At 57.0% G+C, this 24,524-nt stretch carries 22 protein-coding genes and 1 tRNA gene; 12 read left to right on the top strand and 11 right to left on the bottom strand.

The window, feature by feature from the left end:
- From JHL21_RS01850 to JHL21_RS01825, 6 genes are all read left to right on the top strand, one after another.
- On the top strand, window positions 1-1,032 hold the full coding sequence (locus tag JHL21_RS01850) for a Gfo/Idh/MocA family protein (protein WP_200211611.1): 1,032 nt from the start codon (window positions 1-3) through the stop codon (window positions 1,030-1,032).
- Between the two features lie 11 nt (window positions 1,033-1,043).
- Window positions 1,044-1,961, top strand: a complete 918-nt coding sequence (locus JHL21_RS01845; RefSeq protein WP_200211609.1) for a sugar phosphate isomerase/epimerase — start codon at window positions 1,044-1,046, stop codon at window positions 1,959-1,961.
- Between the two features lies 1 nt (window position 1,962).
- A complete protein-coding gene (gene otnI / locus JHL21_RS01840) occupies window positions 1,963-2,748 on the top strand; it encodes a 2-oxo-tetronate isomerase (protein ID WP_200211607.1) in 786 nt (261 codons plus the stop codon).
- Window positions 2,745-3,608, top strand: a complete 864-nt coding sequence (locus tag JHL21_RS01835; protein WP_200211602.1) for a 2-hydroxy-3-oxopropionate reductase — start codon at window positions 2,745-2,747, stop codon at window positions 3,606-3,608. Before otnI ends, JHL21_RS01835 begins: the two co-directional genes overlap by 4 nt.
- A 288-nt stretch (window positions 3,609-3,896) precedes the next feature.
- A complete protein-coding gene (locus tag JHL21_RS01830; RefSeq protein ID WP_200211601.1) occupies window positions 3,897-4,391 on the top strand; it encodes a c-type cytochrome in 495 nt (164 codons plus the stop codon).
- 42 nt (window positions 4,392-4,433) lie between these two features.
- Window positions 4,434-5,042 carry a hypothetical protein gene (locus JHL21_RS01825; protein WP_200211600.1) on the top strand — a complete coding sequence of 203 codons (609 nt, stop codon included), beginning with the start codon at window positions 4,434-4,436 and terminating at the stop codon, window positions 5,040-5,042.
- A gap of 15 nt (window positions 5,043-5,057) precedes the next feature.
- Here JHL21_RS01825 and JHL21_RS01820 read toward each other — a convergent pair whose 3' ends face one another.
- From JHL21_RS01820 to JHL21_RS01795, 6 genes are all read right to left on the bottom strand, one after another.
- Window positions 5,058-5,867 carry an ABC transporter substrate-binding protein gene (locus JHL21_RS01820; protein ID WP_200211599.1) on the bottom strand — a complete coding sequence of 270 codons (810 nt, stop codon included), beginning with the start codon at window positions 5,865-5,867 and terminating at the stop codon, window positions 5,058-5,060.
- Between the two features lie 5 nt (window positions 5,868-5,872).
- Window positions 5,873-6,721: an ABC transporter permease gene (locus JHL21_RS01815; RefSeq protein ID WP_248305844.1), complete on the bottom strand. Its 849-nt coding sequence runs from the start codon at window positions 6,719-6,721 to the stop codon at window positions 5,873-5,875.
- Entirely contained in the window at window positions 6,718-7,704 is a 987-nt protein-coding gene (locus JHL21_RS01810; protein ID WP_200211598.1) for an ABC transporter ATP-binding protein, read from the bottom strand. The genes JHL21_RS01815 and JHL21_RS01810 overlap by 4 nt, the downstream gene beginning before the upstream one ends.
- Entirely contained in the window at window positions 7,704-8,573 is an 870-nt protein-coding gene (locus JHL21_RS01805; protein WP_200211596.1) for a transporter substrate-binding domain-containing protein, read from the bottom strand. The genes JHL21_RS01810 and JHL21_RS01805 overlap by 1 nt, the downstream gene beginning before the upstream one ends.
- A gap of 78 nt (window positions 8,574-8,651) precedes the next feature.
- A complete protein-coding gene (locus JHL21_RS01800) occupies window positions 8,652-10,406 on the bottom strand; it encodes a PQQ-binding-like beta-propeller repeat protein (RefSeq protein WP_169193696.1) in 1,755 nt (584 codons plus the stop codon).
- A 506-nt stretch (window positions 10,407-10,912) separates the two neighbouring features.
- Window positions 10,913-11,977, bottom strand: a complete 1,065-nt coding sequence (locus tag JHL21_RS01795) for a LacI family transcriptional regulator (RefSeq protein WP_200211594.1) — start codon at window positions 11,975-11,977, stop codon at window positions 10,913-10,915.
- Between the two features lie 265 nt (window positions 11,978-12,242).
- Here JHL21_RS01795 and JHL21_RS01790 point away from each other — a divergent pair, with 265 nt between their 5' ends.
- The 6 genes from JHL21_RS01790 to JHL21_RS01765 all read left to right on the top strand — a co-directional run bounded on the left by JHL21_RS01790 (window position 12,243) and on the right by JHL21_RS01765 (window position 19,988).
- Entirely contained in the window at window positions 12,243-13,559 is a 1,317-nt protein-coding gene (locus JHL21_RS01790; protein WP_169193698.1) for an extracellular solute-binding protein, read from the top strand.
- An 88-nt stretch (window positions 13,560-13,647) separates the two neighbouring features.
- A complete protein-coding gene (locus tag JHL21_RS01785; protein WP_169193699.1) occupies window positions 13,648-14,538 on the top strand; it encodes a carbohydrate ABC transporter permease in 891 nt (296 codons plus the stop codon).
- The gene (locus JHL21_RS01780; RefSeq protein WP_200211592.1) at window positions 14,538-15,353 is read left to right on the top strand and encodes a carbohydrate ABC transporter permease; all 816 of its coding nucleotides are present in this window, start codon (window positions 14,538-14,540) and stop codon (window positions 15,351-15,353) included. The genes JHL21_RS01785 and JHL21_RS01780 overlap by 1 nt, the downstream gene beginning before the upstream one ends.
- Entirely contained in the window at window positions 15,350-18,547 is a 3,198-nt protein-coding gene (locus JHL21_RS01775; RefSeq protein ID WP_200211590.1) for a glycoside hydrolase family 38 C-terminal domain-containing protein, read from the top strand. Before JHL21_RS01780 ends, JHL21_RS01775 begins: the two co-directional genes overlap by 4 nt.
- 10 nt (window positions 18,548-18,557) lie before the next feature.
- Window positions 18,558-19,619: an ABC transporter ATP-binding protein gene (locus JHL21_RS01770; RefSeq protein ID WP_169193702.1), complete on the top strand. Its 1,062-nt coding sequence runs from the start codon at window positions 18,558-18,560 to the stop codon at window positions 19,617-19,619.
- Window positions 19,620-19,911: 292 nt separating this feature from the next.
- Window positions 19,912-19,988, top strand: a tRNA-Asp gene (locus tag JHL21_RS01765).
- Window positions 19,989-20,161: 173 nt separating this feature from the next.
- Here the strand turns inward: JHL21_RS01765 and JHL21_RS01760 are convergent.
- Genes JHL21_RS01760 through JHL21_RS01740 form a run of 5 tightly spaced genes read right to left on the bottom strand, consistent with a single transcriptional unit; the run spans window position 20,162 to window position 24,522 of the window.
- Complete coding sequence (locus JHL21_RS01760) at window positions 20,162-20,971, bottom strand: inositol monophosphatase family protein (protein ID WP_200211588.1); 810 nt, start codon at window positions 20,969-20,971, stop codon at window positions 20,162-20,164.
- Entirely contained in the window at window positions 20,968-21,804 is an 837-nt protein-coding gene (locus JHL21_RS01755) for a glycerophosphodiester phosphodiesterase family protein (protein ID WP_200211586.1), read from the bottom strand. Before JHL21_RS01755 ends, JHL21_RS01760 begins: the two co-directional genes overlap by 4 nt.
- Window positions 21,805-22,839: an ABC transporter ATP-binding protein gene (locus tag JHL21_RS01750; protein ID WP_200211585.1), complete on the bottom strand. Its 1,035-nt coding sequence runs from the start codon at window positions 22,837-22,839 to the stop codon at window positions 21,805-21,807. It abuts the gene before it with no gap.
- An 8-nt stretch (window positions 22,840-22,847) separates the two neighbouring features.
- Window positions 22,848-23,672: an ABC transporter permease gene (locus tag JHL21_RS01745; RefSeq protein WP_182393827.1), complete on the bottom strand. Its 825-nt coding sequence runs from the start codon at window positions 23,670-23,672 to the stop codon at window positions 22,848-22,850.
- A gap of 1 nt (window position 23,673) precedes the next feature.
- Window positions 23,674-24,522: an ABC transporter permease gene (locus tag JHL21_RS01740; protein WP_169193707.1), complete on the bottom strand. Its 849-nt coding sequence runs from the start codon at window positions 24,520-24,522 to the stop codon at window positions 23,674-23,676.
- Window positions 24,523-24,524: the final 2 nt, after the last annotated feature.

Below are 24,524 nucleotides of genomic sequence, written 5' to 3'. Positions count from 1 at the left end.
ATGACCATCAATCAACGCGCTGTCCTTACTGGCGCTGGCGCAATGAGCCGGAAGTGGCTCGAAGCCATCAAAACTGTTGGCGGCGTTGACATCGTCGGCATCGTCGACATCAATCCCGCCAATGCGGAAGCGCGTGCCAAAGAGCACAATATCAATCCCGAAATCGGGACTGACCTTCCCGCCATGTTGTTCAGATTGGCGCCGGAGATTGTTTTTGACGTCGCCATTCCAGCGGTTCGTCACGGCATCGTCAGCGCTGCGCTCGCCGCCGGGGCTCATGTCTTGTCTGAAAAGCCGATGGCTGAAACGCTAGAGCAGGCGAGGGATCTGGTGGCGCGCGCCAAGGCTGCAGATCGGCTGCACGTCGTTATTCAAAACCGCCGCTATCTCGCACAGCTCCGCCGCATTCATCGCCTCGTGGCTTCGGGGGCTATTGGGGAGGTGACGGGGGTGCATTGTGACTTCTTCCTTGATCCCCATTTCGGTGGTTTCCGCGAGCAAATGCCTCACGTTCTGCTGCTCGACATGGCGGTCCACACATTTGATGCGGCGCGCTACGTCATCGGTGACATTGCCACCTCGGCCTATGCCGAAGAGTGGAACCCGGCGGGCTCATGGTATGAACGTGATGCCGCTGCCTTCGCCAGTTTTCGCTTCGCTGGTGGGGCCGTTATGACCTACCGCGGCTCATGGGCAGCGCCGGGGTTGAGGACATCTTGGGAGAGCCAGTGGCGCATAACCGGAACCGAGGGCAGCATCGTCTGGGACGGTGCCGATGATATTCGCGCGGCACGCTCGAAGCCGCATGTGAGTGGGCAGTTGCTGCCAGACACGGCCATGCTTGAAATCCCGGCGCTTGATCCTGCGGATCGTATCGGTGGGCACCTTGGGGTCATCACAGATTTCCTCGCCGCTACCCGCGGCGGGCCTGTGCCCGAAACCGTCGGCAGCGAGAATATCAAAAGCCTCGCCATGGTGCTCGGTGCCATCGATAGCTCGACGCTTGGCCGTCGCGTCGAAATACATATTTAGAGGAATTCACTATGGCTATTGACCCCAAAGCAATTCGTATCGGCACCATGATCCGCGGCCATGAGCCCGATCCCGCTGGCTATCTGCAAAAAATCCTGCCGCATGGTTTTGAGAGCATCGAGCCCTATTTCTGGCAGACCGTGAATAAGGATTTGCCGGAGCTGGCAAAGCGCCTCAAGGATGTCATCGGTGATCGTGATGTCACCATTTCGACCTTGGGCATGTTCGGCAATCCGCTCGAAGACCGTGAGAAGGATGTCGAAACGCTGCGCGGCTGGGAAATGCTGATTGATAACGCGCACCATTTCGGCGCGACCTGTATCGCGGGCTTCACCGGTCGTGTTCGGGGCAGACCAATCGAGGAGAGTTTGCCGCAGTTTAAGAAAGTCTGGGGAGAGCTATCCAAACGCGCTGCGGACAAGGGTGTCCGGATTGCCTTTGAGAACTGCGCTATGAATGGCGGCAATTGGCAGACCGGGGATTGGAACATCGCCCATAATCCCGATGCTTGGTCGATGATGTTCAATGAGTTGCCGGAAGACAATCTGGGGCTCGAATGGGAACCGTGCCACCAGATGGCCTATCTCATTGATCCCATCCCGCAGATCCGCGAGTGGGGCGACAAGTTCTTCCACGTCCATGGCAAGGACGCGACCATTCGTTGGGATGTGATCAAAAAACACGGTTTTGGCGGCAAAGAAAAAGCGGTCTGGATGCGGACGCCGGGCTTCGGTGACACCAATTGGAGTGATGTCATCTCCGAGCTGCGTCTGGCGGGCTACACAGGCGCAATCGATATCGAAGGTTGGCACGATCCGGTCTATCGTGACGAGTTGGAAATGGTCGGTCAGGTCCACGCTTTGAACTATTTGAAATCTTGCCGTGGCGGTGAGTTTATCCCTTATCCAGGGCCGTTGAAGGACGCCTAACATGCCAAGATTTTCTGCAAACCTGTCGATGCTCTATGGCGAATTGCCATTTATGGAGCGATTTGCGGCGGCGGCGACTGATGGCTTTGAAGCGGTCGAATATGTGGGGGCTTATGAGCACAAGCCGGAAGACATCAAGGCTCAGCTGGAAGCCCATGGTTTAACGCAGGCGCTGTTCAATCTGCCTGCAGGCGATTGGGGCGGAGGCGAACGTGGTATCGGCTGCTACCCAGACCGAATTGCAGAGTTCCGCGAGGGCGTTGATCGGGCCATCTTGTACGCACAGGCGACGGGCTGCACGCAACTCAATTGCTTGGCTGGGATTGCGCCGACTGGCATGGCGCGGGACGAGCTGGAAGCCGTGCTCATCGACAATCTCCGCTACGCAGCACCGCGCCTTTCGTCCGCCGGTATCAAGCTCCTACTCGAGCCGATCAATACACGCGACATTCCCGGTTTTCTCATCAACTCCACCGATGACTATGAGAGGATCGCCAAAGCCGTTGGGCATGACAACCTCTATCTACAGTACGATTTCTATCACATGCAGATCGTGCAGGGGGATTTGATCCCGGGCTTTAAGCGCTTGCGGTCCCGGATTGCTCACGTCCAGGTAGCCGACAATCCGGGCCGCCATGAACCCGGTACGGGCGAGATCAATTACCCCAATATTTTCAGAGCGCTAGACGATGCAGGTTACAGCGGCTGGGTTGGTGCTGAATACAAGCCCAAAGCAGGTACGAGCGCCGGTTTGGGATGGTTTAGAGAGTGGAGCAGCAGAGTATGAAGATCGGTTTTATTGGTCTTGGGGTCATGGGGCGGCCCATGGCTGGGCACCTCATTGCTGCGGGTAACACGCTCTATCTCCATAGGGTGAAAGAGGTGTCGGAGCATCTTGTGGAGGCCGGTGCGATCGCTTTGCAAAGCGTTTCAGCAGTGGCTGCCGCTTCCGACATTGTCATTCTGATGCTGCCGGATACGCCAGATGTTGAAGCGGTTCTGTTTGGCGAAGATGGCGTGGCGTCGTCTCTGTCGCCGGGCAAGCTCGTCATTGATATGAGCTCGATTTCACCGGTGGCAACCAAGGAATTTGCCTCACGGATCGCCGCTCTTGGAGCAGGCTATCTTGATGCTCCCGTCTCAGGGGGTGAGGTCGGCGCGAAGGCGGCTTCGTTGACGATCATGGTCGGTGGCACGGCCAGCGATTTCGCGCGCGCCCGTCCTTTGTTTGAGCTTATGGGCAAAAACATCACCCATATCGGCGACGTCGGCTCCGGCCAGACCGCTAAAGTCGCCAACCAAATCATTGTTGGCCTCACGATTGAGGCCGTCGCAGAAGGGCTTGCGCTGGCAAAGGCTGCGGGGGCTGATCCGGCAAAGGTCCGCGACGCTCTCATGGGCGGGTTTGCCTCGTCGCGCATATTGGAGGTGCATGGCGACCGGATGATTAGGGAGGCCTTTGACCCCGGTTTCCGTATTCGGCTGCATCGCAAGGACATTGGCTTGGCTCTGGACGTCGCCAAAGCGCTTGATCTGTTCCTGCCGCATTCCGCGAGCCTACATCAGCTGATGAACAGCGCCATTGCGCAAGGGCTGGGAGAAAAGGACCACTCCGGGCTCTATAAAGTCATCGATCCCGATAATTGAATAAGGGCAGGGCGATAGGGAGGCCGAGTGGTCGGTTGCGGCGATTTCTGGCTGGGTCGGGGCGCCCGCGGCGGTAAGAACCTCGAAACTCGGGTCTATGATCTACGTTCAATCGGCCTTGCCCATGGGGTTCATATTAATCGGCCGGGACGGCGGGGTGATAAATTCAAATGCCTCTGGCGCAGCACAAGAATTCGCTAAAACATTGCTCGACATAGGCAAACTACCATTCTAGTCTATCCGGGCAGCGCTTCGTCAGGACGGGTTGCACAGACTAGGGAGGTTGTTTTGACTATTGGATCATCAAGCATTTTGCGTCGAGTTGTCGGCGTTGGGATCGCCGCTTCCGCTGCCGTACTGCTTACAGCCTGGTCCCCCGCCAGCCTGAATCCAGCCCCGGCTACAACCGAAGTGAGCGTGGACCGTATTCTCGTTGCGCAAGCAGAGCGCTCCGTTAGCTATTCTGAAGCGCAGGCAACGCGCGGTAAGAAGAAGTATGAAGCAGATTGCGCCGAGTGCCATGGCGACGATCTCAAGGGTGGTCTCCTCGGTGGTCCGGTCCTGCGTGGCCCAAGCTTTGACGAGAAATATGCGGACGGCGCTCCTGCCGGCGCACTGTTCGACGTTATGGTCGGCACGATGCCGCCAAGCTCGCCCGGGCGTTATGCGCCAGCAATCTATGCTGATCTGATGGCCTATATCCTCAAGGTGAACGGCTATAAGGATGGCATGGACCTGCCAGCAAATAGCGACGCGCTATATGAACTGGTGATGCAGAAGTAAGCCAAGACCGCGACGATCCTTGGGCTGTAGGCAGACCAGAATATGATTGCTTGGGAACTGAACCTCCAGCTCATTGCTGTGCGGATTATCGCTGCGCTGATCGCATTTCCAATCCAAGGTTTTGCGGTCGCCTATCTTGCCGTCAAACTGGGCGATAAGGGCCCGCGCTATGACGGGCGTACTACGCTCAACCCCGCTGTGCATACGGATTTGCCGGGCCTGTTAGCGCTCGTGTTGACGGGGTTTGGGTGGTCCAAGCCCGTTGTCGTCAATGGGCACGAGCTCAAATCCGGCAAGCTTGGTTTGGTCCTGCTGACACTGTGCGGCAGTCTGACCATGGTGGCGCTGGCTTGGCTGGCGATGCAGCTAATCACCCCGGTCTTGCTCTCCTTGCCTCACACGGCCGGCATTACGATTGCAGCGTTTTTGCGCACTGCGGCACGGATTTATTTGGCGATGGCTGTTCTGGCGCTTCTCCCGCTGCCGGGCTTGGCCGGGCGATTTCTCCTCCAGATTTTTGGGGTGCAGCTTTCTGACCGCGTGACGCTGATCAGCAGTTGGGCGCTGTTTGCTATCACGGCCCTCGGGGTGACGCGTTTTCTGCTGTCTCCAACGTGGAACGCCGTCGTCAGTTTTGTTGTGGGGACGTGACCGGAGCGTGTCGTTTTAGAGAGACGCGCCGGTGGTTTGTTGCTTGACGCCATATTTGGCCAAAATGGCATCCATCGTGCCATCGGCCTTCATATCCAAGATCGCTGCATCGACCTGATGCTTGAGCGTGAGATCACCCTTCCACAAGCCGAGAACGATCGGGTAGCTGGCGAGCGCATCTGAGACTGGTGCCACATTCCAATTGTTTTCGGTCGCCAGTTGGCTGGCGAGAAGTGCCTCAGTGACACCGCCATCAAAAGTGCCACTATTGATGTTGTCCGCGAAGGCCGCCTCGGTGGGAACAACGCGCACAGTGCTTTGCTGATTGCGGAGATACCCTGCCAACTCGATGCGGTTGAGGCCAGAGACCAGGGTTAGGGCACCAAGGGTTTTGCCCTCAAGCGTAGGCAGTGGCTCCTTGGAAACGATCGCCCAACCGGTTTGCGCATAAGAGGGCGAAGTTTCGAGGAAGGACCGTGTTTGGCTAGACGCAACCACGCCGCCCGCTACGATCTGGCACTTCGCGCGGTTGAGGTTCCAATTCAGTGGATTGAAGTCACGGCCCATCTCAGCGCTGGGACTCAAGACCAGCGTTACATTTAGCTTCGCCGACACGGCGCTGAGGATTTCAATATCGACGCCGGGCGCAGCTGGATCATTCGTGACCAGCGGCGGATAGTTGGTGGGAACGCAGGCTCTTAGGGTGCCGACGTTTTGAATGTCGCGCAGAGAGGTGTCTGGCGGTAGCGTTGAGACGCCGACAAGAAGAGCGACCACTGCGGTGACTGGGCCGAATGTTTGCAGCGCACGCTTATAGCGAGACATGGCGGCTAGTTCCGGCTGAAGTCATAGAGTGCGATAGCGAAGAGCACAGCGCCGCTGCCAACAAGGATCGAAATGCCGATCAGCGGGTCGAACTGGTTGTAATTGATCAGCGCGCCACGCAAAGCGTCCACCGCATAGGTGAGTGGGTTCCACTGCACCAAGGTCACGAGCCACTCAGGATAGGTGATTTTGGTTTGTGCCTGGGAGAGGGCCGGGTCGAGCGGGAAGATCGAGCTGGAGAGGAAATACAGCGGCAAGATCACCGCATTTGAGAAGATGCCGAAGCCTTCAAAGGTGCGGATACGATTGGCGATGACGACCCCAAGTGTTGTTAATGTGAAAGCTAAAAGACACATCAAACCAAGGGCATGGAGTGTTTGCTGAAAGGTAAGAGTCACGTCGGCAAAGCGGGCGAGAATGAGCACTAGACAGCCATGAAGAACGGCAACCGTTGCCCCGCCGAGGATTTTGCCCAAGAGCACGGTGGCACGCGAGAGTGGCGACACCATCACTTCGCGGAGATAGCCGAACTCCCGGTCCCAAATGACCGAGACAGCTGATTGGACCGAGGTGAACATGATGTTCAATGCGACCACGGCGGGAAAGATAAATTGGAGATAGGTGAAGGGTACGACAAACGTAACAGAGCCATACACTTCACCGCGGAAATAGGGGTTGAGGCCAATGCCGAGGATCAGCACCCACAAGATCGGACGACTGACGCCACCGATCAATTGTCCCTTATCGCGAAAGGCGCGCATGACCTCGCGCATCCAGAGGCCGTAAAGCCCACTGAGCTGGATCAGGAAGCGCGAGGAATAGCGTGTTGGCAGTGACTTTTCTTGCATGCTCATCGTGTGTGCTCCCCGCCGCGTTTGCCAAAGGCTGCTGTGCGCTCACGCGCGGTCGCCGCCCGGTCGCGCAACTCGCGTCCGGTGAGAGTCAAAAACACTGTTTCAAGGCTTGGGATGGCATTGACGAAGTTTGACACTCTCGTGCCGTAGGCGCCAAGGAAGGTCTCAACAAAGGCCTCGTCGGAGCGCAGCGTCACTTCGACGGGGGTTTGGGAGATCAGCCGTTCCGCATATTGGCTCAGGATGTCTTCACGATCCGCCTCGGACCGTGGTGTGACATGCAGCACCTGCTGGCCATGCGCCGCGCGCAGCGCATCGGGCGTGTCTAGCGCAAGCACTTTGCCATGATCGATGATGCAGACCCGGTCGCAGGCCTCAACTTCCTCAATATAGTGGGTTGTAACCAGAACGGTCAGGCCACGATCGGCCTGTAGTTTGCGGATATAGCCCCAGATGCGCTCGCGCGTTTGCGCATCAAGTCCCACCGTGGGTTCGTCCAGCAGCAGGATTTTTGAATCATGCATGAGTGCGCGCGCAATTTCCAAGCGTCGCTTCATGCCTGATGAGAGTGCACGGGCGGGCTTGTCGGCCCATTCTGTCAGCTCCACCAGTGCGAGCATTTCGTTGATGCGGTTGAGCCTATGTCGGCGGGGAATGCCAAAGACCAAGCCGTGCAAATTGAGGTTTTCGCGCAGCGTCAGGCGATCATCGAGGCTCGGCTCCTGAAAGATGATGCCGAGTGCGTCGCGAGCTTCGAGCGGTGCGGTGACCACATTGTGGCCAGCCAGTTCCGCTGTGCCGCTATCGGGACGCAGGACCGTGCTCAAAATGTGCATGAGCGTGGTTTTACCAGCGCCATTGGGGCCAAGCAGCGCAAATAGCTCGCGTGGCTTCACCTCGAAACTGACGCCGTCAAGCGCCAGCGTGCGGCCATAACGTTTGCTCACGTCGGCAACACGAATGCCCTCTTGAGATGATGTCATTAGCGCGAACCTTGGCCGGGAAAATTGAACTCAGCCAAAATGGCGTCGATAGTGCCATCGGTGACGAGGGCTGCTACGGCTTCGTCGATGGAATTGCGCAGGAAAGTTTCGTTCGACAGCATGAGTGCGCCGACCGGCAGTGAGGTCTCGGGCAGGGGGGCAGACGAGAGCACGCTGAGCGCTTTATATTTGTCATCGGCGTGCTGGAGTGCCCACAAGGATGGCTCCCAGACGAGAGCGACATCGACGGAGCCAGACAGCACAGCGTCGAGCGCTAGAGGGTTGGTGCCGATTGGGAAAATTCGCCAGCGGCGCTCTGAGGCCTGCGCGTTGTTGTAATTAGCTAAGCGGACGTGGCCCGTTGTGCCAAGGGCCGCGCCAATGATCTGCTTAGGCGCGAGATCTTGAAGGCTTTTTATGTTCGGGTCGTCGGTGACGAAGGCATATTTTGCATCGTAGAAGCCGCGCGTTGGCATGGACCACGGATCATAGCCTTCGGGCAGGAGTTTGAAGCCCATGTAGAGGCTGCACTGTTCCAGTAAATGGCGATAGACGCGGGTGATGTCTTCGGTTTCGAAATCGCTTTCGACGACAATCTCGACGGGTTCTAGCAGAAGCGCATTGGCAATAGCCTCGCCGATGGCCGCAGCGACTTGCCATTCGCCGTCTCGTGGATCAACGCAGTAACGCAGTTTGGATTCATCGGTTTTGCGGCCGATTTCCCACTGGCCGTAGACGTAAGGCCTATCAAAAAACTCAGGCTCGGGTTGAGCGGCAACAGGCGCGCAGCATACCAAAAGCAGCGCAGCGATGCGGGGGAGTTTGGAGACGGCTGAAGCGAGGTGCGAAGCCAAATTAGTCTTAGTCATGTTCCGGACCTCTTGAGGTGGTCTGGGCGGACCTAGCGTGTGCCAAGTCCGCCCAAACGGAGATCGTGTCGTCAGGTCTTATTCGTTTGGCAGAGCAAAGACGTAGACGGTGGCCGGGTTGTGCGCAGGCAGCTTGATGTCTGGAGTGAGCGACTGCAGGCGGCCCAGACCCGATGCCCAGTTGGAGACCACGGCAATGTACTGCTTGCCATCGGCTTCATAGGAGATCGGGAAGGATTCAAGAGCGTTGCTCAGAGTGCTGGATTCCCACAGCACGTCACCGGTTTCGTCGTCAAACGCCATCATCTTACGATCCAGCGTACCAGCGAACACCAGGCCGCCAGCGGTTGGCAGGGTCGAGGTGGTCAGTGGAGCATAACGACGGTGCGACCAAGTGGTCGACTGATCGGCGACCTTCACAGCGTCCAGACGACCGTAGTTGCCATCGCTTTCAGGGGTTGGAACACGCGAGAAGATCGCGCGGCCACCGCTGGTGTAGATGGTGCCTGGATCGATCGGCTGCGGTGTGGTGTTCGAGCAGAACTCAACCAGCGGCAGATAGATGGTTTCGGTGCGTGGGCTGTAGGACGTTGCCTGCCATGCCTTGCCACCAGGGTCAGCCGGGCAGTTGAAGGTGGTTTCACCAATCTGCGGGATAACGTCTGGGTTGATGGTCTTCTTGCCGGTTTCAGGATCGATTTCGAGAACGACGTTCTGCGGAACCGTTTCCTTGTGCCAGAGCCATTCACCCGTGGTGCGGTCCAGTGCTTCGATAATGCCAGTCTTGCCGGTGGTGATGACCATCTGGCGGTCTTCGCCATCGACATTGCCGTCAATGATCAAGCGCTCATAGACATAGTCCAGATCCAGCGAGTCATTTGGCATGTGCTGGAAGTGCCACTTCAGATCGCCTGTCTTTGGATCAAGCGCGAGGGTGGCGTTGGTGTAGAGAGCGTCATTGGTGACGTTTGGATCATCACTCTTCGGCAGCAGGCCGTTGACCACTGCTGGCCATGGATAAGGCTGGCCAACGCCGGCAAAGAACAGACCCTGTGCTGGATCGTATGAACCAGAAATCCACGCCGAACCGCCGTGACGGCTTTCGAGTGGCAGGCCGTTCCAGCTGTTGCCTTCTGGTGTATCGCCACGGGCGATTGTCTGGAAGCGCCACAGCTCTTCACCTGTGTCAGCATCGTGACCGGTGTAGAAGCAACCGCCCGGCTGAGCGTTCGAGCAGTTGGTCATGCCTTGGATGACAACGCCTTCAGCCACGAGAGGGCCGGAGGTGAATGCGTAACCCTTCTTGTGGTCAGCAACCTGTTGATCCCAAGCGAGCTGGCCGGTTTTGATGTCGACGGCAACGAGATGGGCATCGCGGGTCGCGAAGATCAGCTTGTCGCCGTAGATCGCCTTGTTGCGTTCGCCGTTCGGGGCAACGCCATCTGGCAGCGGATGCTCATATTCCCAGATCAATTCGCCGGTCGCAGCATTGAGCGCCTGAATGACGTGATTGGAGTTCTGGATGAACATCACACCGTCGTGTACCAATGGTGTTTCCTGCGTGCGGCCACCTGGAGACATGCCCCAAGACCACGCCAGCTGCAGCTTACCAACGTTTTCCTTGGTAATTTCATCAAGCGGGCTATAGCCCCAGCCGTCATAGGTACGGCGCCACATCAACCAGTCGCCATCCGGCGGGTTGAGCAGCATTTCGTCCGTGACGGGGGTGATGGAGTCGATTGGGGACTGCGCCACTGCAGCCTGAATTGCGAAACTCGACGTTAATGTCGTTGCTAGTGTCGCGAGTAAAGTAAGCCGTAAACCACGCTTCATGATCAGCACTCCTCCTCAGTTTGCTGAACCGGTCCGTATTCTGCTTGAATATTTGCAATAAAATCGGTCCTAACAGCAGTAGCCTAAGTCTTGTATGGCAGTGCGTCAACCTGCCACATGGTGGGTTGACGGTGTGTTCAAGTCTCTGGAATGTCTGGGAAATGAACGAGGCAGAGCGTATTCATTTGAGTAGATGAGCGGTCCGATTTGCGTCGGTAAGTTTATATCGGATCATGGGGTCGGTATTAGTTATGCCTATATTCTCGATAATTATTTTCGATAGAATTTTTGATCTTTGAACTGTGTGTGAACTGGGTTTGGGTGTGTTGCCGCGCAGCGATTTAATCGATTACTCAGTTCCGTGATTTGGAACGCGGTGTGGAGAGTGCAGCGTAGTTGCAGCCTGGGAGTGCGGCGGTGTTCGGGAAATTAAGTCGTCGGTAAGAGGTTGAACGGGCACACCAATTCTTGTGACGCATATGGGGATTGGTACAGCAGAAATGCGCTCACGACGGATCGTGAGTGCTGAGGTCTTCTGCTGGCTGTGGCCGCCAATGGGGTTGAGGGCTTGCGAGAGTTTGCAGCAGAGACGGTTTTTCGCCATTTATCCGTTCAAGCAGGATGCGCGTGAGCTCTTGGCCGGCGCTGAAAACATCTTCGCGTAGGCTGTCCATGTTCGGGAAAAAGGCAGGCAAAATGCCCGATGTCTGCTTATAGACAACGTGGAAATCGCGGCCCATCACGGCGCCGGCTTCCTGCATTCCCCCGACAAGCGCAATTGTGCGCATTTCGCTGTCACAGATAATCCCGAAGGGCGTCTTGCTTTCTTTGGCCAGAGCCGAGCCAATTGCGCGCGTCTCGTTCGGCGATCGTCCCATGAGGCTTTCATGGACGAAAGCTTCAACGCCCGCCTTCGCCGTTGCCTGCAAAAATGCCGTCTGAACGGTGTGAAAGTAGGTCGTGCGATCATCACCCATGGCCAGACGAATACAGCGGCAGCCCTTGGCGACGAGCCGCTCGACGGCCATCACCGTGAAGCTATGGGAGTCAAAATCGTGGTAGGGATGTGGCGCATAAAACTCCGTCCGCCCGTGGCTGACAAACGGAAAATTGGCGTCCATCATCATTTGAACGCGCCGGTCGCGGGGCCGAGTGTGGGTGATGATAACGCCGTCCGCTGTTCTGTTTTCCAGAACATAGCGTATGGTTTCGTCTGAGTTCGAGCGCTCAAATTCAGGGATAACGGTCAGGTGGTAGCGAGTACCCCTAATGCCTTGTCCTATGCCCTGGATCATTTGCCGGGCGAAATCGATTGAGTCTTCAGCGCTATCAAGAACCAGCGCTATGACATTGGTTTTGCCGGTGCGCAGTCTTACCCCGGCGCGATCGGGCACGTAGCCGAGCGCCTTGGCTGCCTCTGCGACCTTGTCGCGCGTCTCCTGTTTGAGTTTGCTGCCATCGCGCAGCGACAGGGACACCGTCGACAGGCTCAATCCTGTCATTTCGGCAATAGTTTTGAGCGTCACGCGGGAGGCGCTCTGCGGCGGCGTTGTTGGTTTGCGCGGTGCCATAGGTGAGATCCGAAACGTCTAGGGCAGGGGACCTGAAAACAACCTGCGTTTTGCAACGATATAACAGAGCTGATGCCAAACATACATTCAAGATGTGTTGCTAATGACCTTAGGTTAAAGGAGGAAAACTCGCCCAACAGAGTGAAATTAAAAAATCGTTAATTGAAATTGCAACGTTGCAATACTTGTGCTTTGCTGGGCCTGTGGCTGGGTGAGGCCTGGTCCACGGTCGTCCAACGAGATGACAGCTTCTGAGGAGGAGTAGATGCTAAGGACTAGGTTTCTGACCACAGTGGCCGCTGCGTCACTGCTGGCCGCCTCGGTTTTGCCGGCACAGGCGGAAGTATCTTTCATGTATGCAGAATGGACCAGCGCACTCGTCGAGCCGGGCATCAAGGCATTTGAGGAGGCCACCGGCGAGACGGTGAACGCCATCAAACTGCCGGGGCAGGGTTATGATCAGCGTATCGCGCTCGATCTTGCTGCTGGCACCGCCGCTGACGTCAATCTGATGGACAGCTTTATGGTGTCCGAATTGGCTGCAGCTGGCTATCTCGAACCGTTGGATGATCTCGCCAAGACGTGGGACCAATATCAGTATTACATGCCCGGCCTGTTGGAAGTGTCTTCTTACCAGGGCAAGCTATTCGCATTCCCGACCGATACTGACGTGCGCATGCTCTGGTATCACAAGGGTAATTTTGAAAAGGCGGGCATTGCCCTGCCGTGGCAGCCTAAGAGCTGGGCCGACATTCTCGATGCAGCACAAAAACTCAAAGACGCAGGCGTACAGTATCCGTTCCAGATACCGGCAGGGATAAAGCAGGGCGAAGCCACCACTATGCAGGGCGTCTATATGGCCCTACTGGGGGCCGACGTCCCCGAGGGGGATCGCAATCGACTTCTGAACCGGGAAACCAATCAATGGATTGGCGATAGTCCGGCCCTGCGCCGCACATTCGATCTCTACCATCAGATATTCGTCGAAAAACAACTCCAGCCTGCAGACTTGAACTACGCGACCGACATTGGTGTCGCCGTGCGTCAGGCACTGCGTGACGGCAATATGGGCATTATGGCTTCTGGTTCTTGGGAAGATGCCTGTATCTGGGACTGCAACAATCCACCTAGCCGCGAAGAGCGTGATGCGCTCGTGGCTTGGACGCCATGGCCGGGTTCTGGCGAGCCGGGCACCAAAGCCACTACCAATATTTCCGGTGGCTGGGCCATGGGCATCAGCTCTAAGGCCGCTGACAAAGAACTCGCCTTCAAGCTCCTGACCACCATCTTTGATCAGGCAAACTTTAAGGCTTGGACGTTAACGACCCACCGTATGGCGGTGCGAACCGACGTGTCTGAATCGCCCGAATACACAGCCGATCCGTTCTTGGCCGAAGCCACAAAGCTGGCAGCGGACACCACTGGTCGCGACACTATTCCGGGTTATCAGACCGTATCCGCACTTATCCAGCAGGCCACATCTGACATTCTCGATGGGGCAAGCGTCGATGAGGTGATCACGACCTATCATGATGCTCTCGTCGATGAATTTGGCGCCGAGAATGTGATTACCTACGAATAAGCTTTTCCCGAGACGACGGCATCCACCTGACCTCCGGATGCCGTCGCACTTCCCTTTAGTTCCGTCCTAGACATGGGCTGGTGTCTGCATGACCAACCAATCCAATCCCTGGCTGACGAGCAATATTTGGGTGCTCGGGCTAGCGCTATTGCCAGCCGCTCTCCTGATTGGCGCTTTGCTCTATTTCACGGCTTGGGCCATCGCCTTCAGCTTCACGGATCTGGCCCTCGTCGGGCGCAAATCGGTCGAGTGGAGCTGGGTAGGTCTACAAAATTTTGAGCGGCTGTTTACCCGTCGCGGCTTTCTTGAATCTCTCTGGACCACCGTTGTCTTTGTGTTTTTCTCAGCCATCGTGGGGCAGTCCGTCCTCGGATTTATGCTGGCGGCGGTCTTGCGTGGTACGCGTTCGCAATTGCGCACCATCATTGAAGTGTCGATTATGCTGGGCTGGTTGCTGCCAGACATTGTGGCGGCCTTTCTCTGGTCCGCTACCACAAGCCAGACTGGCCTCATCAATCAGCTGATCGTCGTGCCGCTTGGCTTTAAGCCGATCAATTTCATCAATGAATACGCGCTGCCCATCGTCACTATCGCCAATGTGTGGAAAGGCACCGCGTGGTCCTATCTGCTCTTTTCTGCCGCGCTCGATAGCGTCAGCCGCGAAGTGGTGGAAGCGGCCAAAGTCGATGGGGCGACACCGCTTCAGCGTGTCTTGCTTGTGCAGTTGCCGATTATACGACCGCACATTGCGACCAATATGCTGTTCATCACCATTTGGACCTTCACCTATTTCCCGCTCATCTACGCAATGACGGGAGGCGGGCCCGGCACACAGACCCAGACCCTAGCGCTTTTCCTCTATAATCAGAGTTTTTCGCGCGGGAACTTGGGCTTCGGCAGCGCCATTTCTGTCGCCATGTTGATTATTGTTGGCGTGCTCTCGCTGTTCTATCTGCGCCTGCTGCGGGAGCCGAAATAATGGAGACCAACGCCACAACCTCGCGCATGACGGCCATCGCACTGAGCTTTATGGCGGTCATCTGGGTCAGCCCGTTTTCCTGGCTAATCCTGAACGCTTTTAATCCGGATGCCAGCGGCCTTCTGGAAATTCCCAAGTCCGTTGGGCTCGATAATTTCGCAGAGGCGGTGAGTGGGGACGCTGGACGGCAGTTTCTCAATTCCTTGATCATCGCTGCGGGTACTGCAACGCTGAGCGTTCTTGTCGGCATTGCGGCGGCATATCCGCTGTCGCGGCTCCGCATCCCGGGGCGCAACGCCTTTTTGTGGACCCTCGTGCTGTTGCGCATGTTGCCGTCTGTTGGCGTGCTGGTGCCGCTCTATTTTGCCGCTCAGCGATCTGGCCTGCTCAACCAGCTCGGTGTCATCATATCCCTGACGATTTTGAACTTACCGTTCACGCTGCTGCTGCTCAAAAACTTCTTCGACACAGTGCCGATTGAATTGGAAGAAGCTGCCTATGTCGAGGGCGCGAGCCTCCTCCAGATCGTCACCAAAATTGTTCTGCCCATGTCTCGCGCGGGCATTGCAGTGGTCTGGTTCTATAGTTTTACAGGCGCATGGAATGAGTTCCTGCTGCCGCTCATCTTCGCCCGCGTGCAGGATGCTTTCCCAATGTCCGTCGGCCTTTACGCTGCCTTCGGCCAGCAGGGCGCGATCAACTACGGTTTTCTAACAGCGTTTTCAATCATCTACGCGGCGCCGGCGATCGGCGTGTATTTTCTTCTCAGGCGGAACATGAACACAGGGTTCGCCGGTGTCGGAGTTAAAGGATGACCTATTCCAATCCCCAATCGACCAAGCTGGGCTTGTTGGATGATGACCTCAAAATGGAGGGCAAGCTCATCCGCCTCTGCGCAGATCTTGAAGCCAAAATTCTGACGCCCGTTTCCGATTTCGGTTGGCAGTGGCACATCCAGCGCGCAGATATTTCGGCGGGGGACGCCCTTTCTGCAGATTGGCGATCATGGGAGACCTTTGGCTCCCATTCCGTCTGGGCGAAAAAGCAGGGCCACACGTGGTTCGCCGCTGAGGTAACTGTGCCCGAGGCGGCGGCCGGGAAAACCTTCGTGCTCAAATTCAAGAGCCAGTGGCAGGATCGGCCGGGGTCCACTGATCCGCAGTGCCTCGCCTATATTGATGGCCACATCGCGCAGGCGCTCGACGGCAACCACACAGAACTGGTTATCGAGCGCAAAGCCAAACCGGGTAAAAAGCACACGCTGCTGGTCAATGCCTTTACCTTTTTCGACCGCCCGCTCGTCGGATTTACCGTCGAGTTTTATACCCGCAGCGAGCGTGCCGAAAAACTCTATTGGGACCTAAAAACACCACTCGACGTCGCCATTCGGCTCTATCAAAACGACGCGCGCCGCCAAGCCATTCTCAACATTGTCGACAGGGCTTTGCGGGCACTGGATCGCCGCGCCGGATTTACCCCCGAATTTGAGGCGTCGCTGGGCGCGGCCGAGAAGATTGCTGCCGAGATCTATGCGCTCGTTGACACTGAGGTCCAGCCACAGATAACGGCCGTTGGCTCTACCCACCTTGATGTTGGTTGGCTCTGGCGCGTGATGCACACGCGGGACAAGACCGGTCGGTCTTTCGCGACAGTGTTGAACCTCATGGAGGAGTATCCTGAGTTCATCTTCATGTACAATCAGTCCGTGCTCTTTGATTTCCTCAAGCAGGATTATCCAGAGCTCTGGGCACGAATGCTCAAGCGCGTGAAATCAGGCCAGTTTGAGATCGAAGGCGCCATGTGGGTGGAGCCAGACGTCAATATTGTTTCGGGTGAAAGTTTGGTGCGCCAGATCATGCGCGGGCGGCGCTTCCACCTCGAGCATTTCGGCGTCGATCCGAAAACCGTTTGGTTACCCGATACCTTTGGTTATTCGGCCAACCTGCCGCAAATCATGGATAAATCCGGGCTCAAATATTTTGTCACTTCCAAGTTGAGCTGGAACGACACAGATCGCCACCCCTACGACAGTTTCCATTGGCGCGGGATCGACGGCACTGTCACCAAAGCCCAGCTGATCACCGCTCAGAAATACGAAAGTGAGCAGATTTTCACGACCTATAATGGCGATCTGTCCGTGAGCGAGACCATGGGTGCGTGGAAGCGTTACGAGCCCAAGGCGGTGCACAATGAAGTCGTTATGTCCTATGGCTATGGCGATGGTGGTGGCGGTCCGACACGGGCGATGATCGAGCGCGGTATTCGCCTAGAACGCGGTATTCCGGGTGCGCCACGGGTCAAGCTGGAAGGCATCGTGCCCTATCTCGACCGCCTCGGCGCGGCCATGGATAAGCCTGGTAGCAAGTTTCCGACCTGGAATGGCGAACTCTACCTGCAATACCACCGGGGCACGCTGACCTCGGTCGCCAAAAATAAGGCCAACAACCGCCGCGCCGAACGCATGCTGCGCGAACTGGAGTTTTTGGGCGCGTTGGCCCTCAGTCAGTCTGGCCACGCCTATCCAAGCGAGACCTTGGCCAAATTCTGGGAACTGGTGTTGATCAACCAGTTCCACGACATTCTGCCCGGCACCTCGATCCCGGAAGTCTATGTCGATAGCGACCGCGAATATGCCGAGATTTTCTCGACGCTCAATTCGCAGAATGGGCCTTGGCACACCGCTGCCAAAACCCTTGCAAAGTCGGGCGACGGTGCGCTCTCTATTTTCAACTTTACCGGGCAGACCCGTAGCGATCTCGTTGATTTCGGTTCCGATGCGCAGCTTGCCGGTGCGGCTGTCACTTCGGCATCTGGCTCCGCACCACTTCAGAAAATCAGTCGTGCCGATGGCACATCCAGCTTTGCCGCACCGGTCTCGAACGTGGCTGCTCTCGGCTGGACACGGACGCAGCTAGTTGCTCAGCAAGGCGCTGTCCGTTCGGCTGTTTCAGCCACAAAGACACATCTTGAAAATGAGCTTCTGCGTGTGACCTTCGACAAGTCCGGCGAAATTACCTCGATCTTCGACAAGGCTCGCCAGCGTGAAACCCTGGCCGCTGGAGAAAAAGCCAATCGCCTCATCGCCTATGAAGACAAGCCGATGGAGTGGGATGCTTGGGACATAGACCGCTATTTTGAAGAACAGTTCTGGCCATTGGCCGATACGGCTGCGACGATTTCCGTCGCGGAAACGGGTCCCCATCGCGCCGCCCTTCGCATCGAGCGCAAGTATCAAAGCTCGACCATTGTGCAAGTGATCTCCCTTGTCGCCGGTGAGCGGCAGATCGAGTTCGATACTCATATCGATTGGCAGGAGCGCCAGACGGTTCTCAAAGCGCAGTTCCCATTTGATCTCAATATTTCCGAAATTCGCTCGGAAATTCAGTTCGGCCACGTTAAACGCCCGACCCATCGTAACACCACTTGGGATCGCGCGCGGTTTGAAGCCCCCATGCACCGGTGGGTGGATATCAGCGAAACTGACTTCGGCGTGGCGCTGATCAATGACTGCAAATACGCCTATGATTGCCACGAACAGTCGGTGCGGCTGACGCTGGTGCGCGGGTCAACCTTCCCCGCTCCCGATGCGGATCTGGGTGAACATCGCCTGCGCTATGGACTTCTCGTGCATGATGGCGTGGCCGATTTGCACGAAGTCCACCGTGCCGCCGAGCGGTTCAACAATCCTCTGTCTGTCGTTGGCGCCCGAACCATTGCGTCTGCGCCGGCGCAGGGATTGGACAGCTTTAGCTTTGCCTCGGTCGACGTGCCCAATATTGCGCTTGAAACTGTCAAAAAGGCCGAGGCGTCCAATCGCTTGGTCCTGCGGCTGTTTGAGCACGCCAATATTCGTGCCGACGCAACCATCCATTTTGGCCTGCCGGTGAAATCCGTCCGTACGGTCAATCTTATGGAAGAAGGCCCCAGCAAGCCGCTGCCGCTCAACAACAATAGCGTCAAACTGGCCTTGCGACCTTTCGAGATCGCAACACTGCTGATCGAAGTTTAAGGAGGCCGCTATGGCTGACGTTACGCTACGGAATGTACGGAAATCTTATGGGAGTCTCGAGGTCATCCATGGCGTCGATCTCGATATTAAGTCCGGTGAGTTCGTCGTGTTCGTCGGCCCCTCGGGCTGCGGTAAGTCCACGCTGTTGCGGATGATCGCGGGGCTCGAGCCGATTTCGGGCGGCGAAATTTCTATCGGTGGGAAAGTCGTCAACGATGTGCCGTCGCCGCAGCGTGGCATTTCCATGGTGTTCCAGTCCTACGCGCTCTATCCGCATATGAGCGTCTTCGACAACATGGCTTTTGGCCTGAAACTGGCCAAAACGCCGAAGGCAGAGATCGAACAAAGGGTGCGCGAAGCGGCGCGTATTCTGCAAATCGAGCCCTATCTCGATCGTATGCCTAAAGCGCTGTCCGGTGGGCAACGCCAACGTGTGGCCATCGGGCGCGCCATTGTCCGCAACCCCAAGGTCTTTCTCTTTGATGAGCCGCTGAGCAATCTCGACGCTTCTTTGCGCGCGCAAACGCGCATTGAAATTGCCAAGCTGCACGATGCGCTCGATGCGACAATGATTTATGTCACCCACGATCAGGTTGAGGCCATGACCTTGGCCGATCGCATCGTCGTGCTCAATGCCGGAAAGATCGAACAGGTTGGTTCGCCACTTGAGCTCTATCGCCATCCGGTCAACACTTTCGTTGCCGGCTTTATCGCCAGCCAGCGAATGAATTTTATCGAGATCACCCCGACATCTGGCGGCTTTAGCTTGCCGGGGGGCGGAACGGTACGCCTCGATCATCCCAAGCTCGGCGAAGCCAAAACCTTTGGCATTCGGCCTGAGCATTTGCAGGTGGCCGCCGAAGGGCAGGGCGACCTCTCGGGTAGGTTGACTGTGATCGAGCAATTTGGCGAATACGCTCTTGCCTATGTCGAGCTTGCAAACGGCGATCTGGTCACGCTCAAAATTGATGGCGCGCCAGAGCTGGAATTGCACCAAACACTCTCGGCCAAAATCCCGCCTGACGCAGTCCATCTGTTCGACGCGGCAGGCAGGGCTCTCACTATCAATTAAATTGCCTGTAGACCTACAAAATCTGGCGCAGGACAACTGGCCGACAGGTGTGGATCGAAATCTCTGCCTCCGACAACGCCTTATCCTGCGGGTTGAAAGCGTCTTTCGACATGACACCTCTACACGTCGTGGGCCGGAGTTCGGTTTTGAGTTCGGACATAGGCGGGGTTTGTTTCTAATGGTTTGCCAAGGGCTTGTGTAAAACCATCATCCTCAAACTCGCTCGCTTGACACCCAGGCAGGGTCACCCTAGACAGACCCACGTTGCGCCGAACGAGAGTTCGCGAGCGCTGCGGGAGTAGCTCAGTTGGTTAGAGCGCCGGCCTGTCACGCCGGAGGTCGCGGGTTCGAGCCCCGTCTCTCGCGCCATTTGTTTCATGACATCGCTGATTTGAAAACGTTCGCTCCGTTCGTACAGAATGAATTCGCTCGCACGATGGTTTGATGCTTTGCAGCTATGCGGGGCACTTCAAATGCGTGCTCCATACGCCAATTGCCCAGCGGCCATGGGAGGCGCGCTGGGTTTTGGTAGTGCGGCTTGGCTAAGCGTTTTTGGGTGGGACTGCTGCGAATTCGTTGAGCAGGAAGGCATGTGTTGCGGGGTTTGCGACGATTAGAGCGCCTGTTTTCGCATAGTGCTCTTCCCCGCGGCCCCACCAGTCGGTGACGATCCCGCCCGCTTCTTGCACCAGTAGAATGCCCGCCGCGGTATCGACAAATCCGGTCTCTTCGTAATAGCCGGTCAACCGTCCGCAAGCCACATAGGCACAAGAGTTTGCCGCGCTCCCCACGACGCGAACCGCGCCCACTTGGTTGCGGATGTGGTCAAGGCGCTCATAGGCGCCGGGGTACAGGCTGTGGCTCGGTTGCGCCAGGCCCGTGCCGATGCACATCATGCCGACATCGGCGTGTTTGCTGACGTCGAGTTTTGCGCCGTTGAGAAATGCGCCGCCGCCCTTCATTGCCGTAAACATCTCGTCGGAGACGGGATTGTAGACGAGCCCGCATACCGTCTCATTGCCACGGCGCAAGGAGATAGTGATGGTATAGTGTTGGCCGAAGAGGAAGTTCGTTGTGCCGTCAATCGGGTCGACGAGCCAACGGTGTTCGGGGTCCGCGCCGTCGACGGGTGCGAACTCTTCCCCGGTCAGGCTCCAACTCGGATCGATAGCAAAAAGTCGTTCGCGAATAAGGGTTTCGGACTGGCGGTCAGCGTCGGAGACGAAATCGCCAGGACCCTTCACACCGATCTCAATATCGCGAAAATTCTTAAAATGACCTTGGGTAAGCTCGCCGGCTTCGCGGGCAGCGGCGACCATACGGTCCAAAATAGCGTCGTAATTGAGGGTCATGATGTGAGGGCTGAATGCAGCCCCTCCGGGTCATCGGTGGTGATTTGGTCAACGCGAAGAGCGATGAGGCGACGGGCCTTCTCGATCGATGGTGCGTCGACCTTGTTGAGGGTCCAGGCATCGACGCGCCGGTTGTCAGCGTGGACAGCAGCGATCATGTCGAAGCCTTCGCGGTCGGCCTGAAGGACGATTTCGTGATGCAGATAGATCAATTCGGCGTCGGGTGCAGTGGCGAGGGCGTCTTGGATGAAGCCATCGTAATCGCCGCTTTGTTTAAGCTGCTCAAGGCTGTCGCCATGACAAGGGTCATAGCCAATCTTGAGGCCCGGAGTTGCATTGGCGAGCAGATCGATCGCCGCAAAGTCGCCTCCCGAGAGGATCATTGCTCCAACATGATTTTTGATCGTTGCGGCAACACTGCGCACCGTTTCCTCGTCGAGCGCCGCACGCCCTTCTTTGAAATCAAGTTGTAGTAAGGCATCTGGGTGAGCGGGCTCTGTGTCGAGGAGGGCGCAAAGGTCTTCGAGCAGAAGCACTTTTTCCGGCAGAACCGTGCCGCTGTTGTCGCGCAGATTGAGCTGGCGCAGAACGTCAGCTGACGTCTCGCGAACCAAGCCGCGGCCCGTGGTTTCTTCCGATAGTTCAAAATTGTGCAACACAGCGCAGCCATGATCGGCGTGGATGACGAGGTCGATTTCGACACTCGCCCCAATCCGCATGGCTTCGATGATGCGACTTGCGCCAAAGACGGGATCATCCGCCTTGCGTCGCCCTCGGTGCCATTTCAGCCACGTCCGGTGGCCGTTTGTTTCGATGTATAGCGGGAAGGTCATTTAGCTTCGATACACCCGCGCATTGTCGCGATAGGCAGCGATGGCTTTGGGTTTTAGGGTGACGCGCTGGCCGTTGCTGAAGAGGTCTGGATGGTTGACCATGGATTTAATCCGCGTGTTGTCACTCAAGTGGACGTCAACGAGGCCGTGCGTGCCAAAATCGGTCACGCGATGGACGACGGCGCAGCCAGTTTCTGAAACTTCGAGATCCAGCGCCTCGGGACGCATAGCAAGGGTCGCCGCGCCATCGGGGATGGGCAGGGAGACTGTGAAGCCAGAGCGCTCAAATTGACCGTTGGTTACACTGCCGTCCACGAGGTTCATCTGGCCGATAAAGCCAGCCACAAAAGGCGTCAGTGGCTCGCGATAGACCGTTTCTGGCCGATCAATCTGCTCAGTCCGGCCATCGCGCATGACGACAATGCGATCCGCCATGGCAAGGGCTTCGTCCTGGCCGTGGGTGACGAAAAGCGTTGTGATTTTGAGGCGCTGCTGAATATCGCGCACTTCTTCACGCAGACGCTCGCGCAGATGCTGGTCGAGGCTGGCAAACGGTTCGTCGAGCAAGAGGATCTTTGGCTCGAGGACGAGCGAACGCGCCAGCGCCACGCGCTGCTGTTGGCCACCGGAAAGCTGGCCCACGCCGCGCGTGCCGTAGCCAGGCAGGCCAACGAGCTCCAAAATGCCCTCAACGCGCTCTTTGATCTCTTTGGCAGGGGTTTTGCGCAGTTTGAGGCCAAAGGCGAGATTGTTGAACACATTCATATGCGTCCACAGGGCGTGGCTCTGGAATACCATGCCTGTCGGGCGCTTTTCAGGCGCGAGGTAGGTGATGTCTTCGCCGTCGATGGAGATGACGCCTGAGGAGGCGCGTTCGAACCCGCCAACCATGCGCAACAGAGTTGATTTACCCGACCCAGAAGGGCCGAGGAGACACACCAGTTCGCCATCGGCAACATCGAGCGAGAATTTGTCGACCGCCACAATGGAGGAGCCAAAGAGCTTGGTGACATCAGTGATCTTGAGAACGGACATATGGTTTCCTAGCCCCCGAAGCCGCGCGCGAAGGCGCCGCCGCCGATAACCCGGCGGGCAAAGATAAGAGCGATAAACGAGGGTACCCACAGCAGCACGGACAGTACCGCGCCAAACTGGATGACCATCTGATTGTTGATGAAGGAAATCATCAGAACCGGCATGGTTCGGATGCCTGGTGCGCCGATGAGCCAAGCGCCTTCGGTTTCGTAGAAGGTGCCGACAAAACTCAACAGCACCGCAGCGGCGATCGTCGGACCCGCCTGCGGGAGCGTGACGGACCAGAACACGCGGAATGGGCCAGCGCCAACGTCGCGTGCCGCTTCTTCCATGCGCCGGTCTACCGATTGGAACGCCGCCACCGGAATCCAGATCATGAACAGCAATGTGCCGACGAGCTGGATCAGCACCACGCCCCAGAAGGTGCCAATGAGATTAAGTTGGAGGAAGATCGCTGCAATGGCGATCAGCAGACCAAACTTTGGAAAGGCATGACCGGCGAGAAACGAGAAAAACAGGATCGAGCGACCCGGAAAGTCGAGCCGCGCAAATGCATAGGCAGCGGGCAGACATATTGCGGCAGACAACAGGGTGACGACGGTCGAAAGTTGCAAGCTCAGCGTCAGCGCGGCCCAAACGTCGGGGCGCCCTAAAGTTTGGCCCCAGAAGCGGAAACCAAATTGTTGCGGGATGACGTTCGGATACCGCCAGACCTCGGTGAAAGCCCAAGTGCCGACAACGAGCAGCGGAAAGATGATGGCAATCGACAGAACGGCCGCGAAAACGATGCCGGTCCAGTCAAGGCGAGGGCGAGTGGGAGCGATGGTGGTCATGTCACTTCCCCTGATTGCGCGCGACGGAGCGCACGTAGAACAGCCCGAAGGCGATACAGAAGCAGAAGGTGATGACTGCCTGCGTGATGGCGTTGATGGGGTCGTTCACTTCGCGGAAGGTGCGGTTCATGAACGGGCCCATCATTTCTGGCGAAGCGGGACCCAGCAAATAGGGCAGGGTGAAGCTTGAGAAAATGCCTAGCACTGCGAAGGAAATCGCGACCAAGACCGAATTCGAAATGCGTGGCAGAATGATGTACCAAAGCACTTGCAAGCGCTTGGCTCCAACATCGCGCGCGGCTTCAATGGACTGGTTGGAAACGCTGCCAAGGCCGGAAAGCAAGATCAGAACGGTGAGCGGAATATTATCCCAAACCATGCCGATGACCGGCCCCCACGGGGTTAGATATGGCGTGCGGATTTTGGGGAGACCAACCGAATTGAGCAGAATGTCGACCATGCCATTCGGCCCCAGAACGCGGATGAACGCGTAGGCCAGAATGATCGATGGAACGAACATCGGGAAAATCGCAAGGGCCTGCACATAGGCCGGGATTTTGCCGGTTGAGAAGCGCAGGTATATGGCGATGGGCAAGCAAATGAGCAGTAGGAACAGGGCGCAAACGCCCGTCGTCCACAGCGTGATCATCAAATTGTTGATGCTGTACTGATCTGAGAAAAAGAACACATAGCTTGAAAGCGTAAAGCCGGTTTCGCCATTGGCGTCAGGGCGCCAGATGGTGCGCCCAATCGCGCTAAAGATCGGCCAAATGATCAGCCAAGCCATGAGAAGAACAGGCACGGCGACGAGCAGAAGGCCAGTTGGCCTCCTGCTGTCGGTCTTTTCCATGA

Origin of the sequence: Devosia sp. WQ 349K1, from assembly GCF_016595685.1 — a bacterium.
Lineage (GTDB): Bacteria > Pseudomonadota > Alphaproteobacteria > Rhizobiales > Devosiaceae > Devosia.
The sequence above is the reverse complement of the archived record's forward strand: the minus strand, read 5'-3'. Positions and strand labels throughout refer to the sequence as shown.

Excerpts from the sequence above, each read along its gene's own strand:
- JHL21_RS01835 (WP_200211602.1), top strand. The coding sequence starts at position 2,745 with ATGAAGATCGGTTTTATTGGTCTTGGGGTCATGGGGCGGCCCATGGCT.
- JHL21_RS01790 (WP_169193698.1), top strand. The coding sequence starts at position 12,243 with ATGCTAAGGACTAGGTTTCTGACCACAGTGGCCGCTGCGTCACTGCTG.
- JHL21_RS01775 (WP_200211590.1), top strand. The coding sequence starts at position 15,350 with ATGACCTATTCCAATCCCCAATCGACCAAGCTGGGCTTGTTGGATGAT.
- JHL21_RS01800 (WP_169193696.1), bottom strand. The coding sequence starts at position 10,406 with ATGAAGCGTGGTTTACGGCTTACTTTACTCGCGACACTAGCAACGACA.
- JHL21_RS01785 (WP_169193699.1), top strand. The coding sequence starts at position 13,648 with ATGACCAACCAATCCAATCCCTGGCTGACGAGCAATATTTGGGTGCTC.
- JHL21_RS01820 (WP_200211599.1), bottom strand. The coding sequence starts at position 5,867 with ATGTCTCGCTATAAGCGTGCGCTGCAAACATTCGGCCCAGTCACCGCA.
- JHL21_RS01740 (WP_169193707.1), bottom strand. The coding sequence starts at position 24,522 with ATGGAAAAGACCGACAGCAGGAGGCCAACTGGCCTTCTGCTCGTCGCC.
- JHL21_RS01810 (WP_200211598.1), bottom strand. The coding sequence starts at position 7,704 with ATGACATCATCTCAAGAGGGCATTCGTGTTGCCGACGTGAGCAAACGT.
- JHL21_RS01780 (WP_200211592.1), top strand. The coding sequence starts at position 14,538 with ATGGAGACCAACGCCACAACCTCGCGCATGACGGCCATCGCACTGAGC.
- JHL21_RS01760 (WP_200211588.1), bottom strand. The coding sequence starts at position 20,971 with ATGACCCTCAATTACGACGCTATTTTGGACCGTATGGTCGCCGCTGCC.
- JHL21_RS01850 (WP_200211611.1), top strand. The coding sequence starts at position 1 with ATGACCATCAATCAACGCGCTGTCCTTACTGGCGCTGGCGCAATGAGC.
- JHL21_RS01745 (WP_182393827.1), bottom strand. The coding sequence starts at position 23,672 with ATGACCACCATCGCTCCCACTCGCCCTCGCCTTGACTGGACCGGCATC.
- JHL21_RS01815 (WP_248305844.1), bottom strand. The coding sequence starts at position 6,721 with ATGAGCATGCAAGAAAAGTCACTGCCAACACGCTATTCCTCGCGCTTC.
- JHL21_RS01750 (WP_200211585.1), bottom strand. The coding sequence starts at position 22,839 with ATGTCCGTTCTCAAGATCACTGATGTCACCAAGCTCTTTGGCTCCTCC.
- otnI (WP_200211607.1), top strand. The coding sequence starts at position 1,963 with ATGCCAAGATTTTCTGCAAACCTGTCGATGCTCTATGGCGAATTGCCA.
- JHL21_RS01755 (WP_200211586.1), bottom strand. The coding sequence starts at position 21,804 with ATGACCTTCCCGCTATACATCGAAACAAACGGCCACCGGACGTGGCTG.
- JHL21_RS01770 (WP_169193702.1), top strand. The coding sequence starts at position 18,558 with ATGGCTGACGTTACGCTACGGAATGTACGGAAATCTTATGGGAGTCTC.
- JHL21_RS01805 (WP_200211596.1), bottom strand. The coding sequence starts at position 8,573 with ATGACTAAGACTAATTTGGCTTCGCACCTCGCTTCAGCCGTCTCCAAA.
- JHL21_RS01825 (WP_200211600.1), top strand. The coding sequence starts at position 4,434 with ATGATTGCTTGGGAACTGAACCTCCAGCTCATTGCTGTGCGGATTATC.
- JHL21_RS01845 (WP_200211609.1), top strand. The coding sequence starts at position 1,044 with ATGGCTATTGACCCCAAAGCAATTCGTATCGGCACCATGATCCGCGGC.
- JHL21_RS01795 (WP_200211594.1), bottom strand. The coding sequence starts at position 11,977 with ATGGCACCGCGCAAACCAACAACGCCGCCGCAGAGCGCCTCCCGCGTG.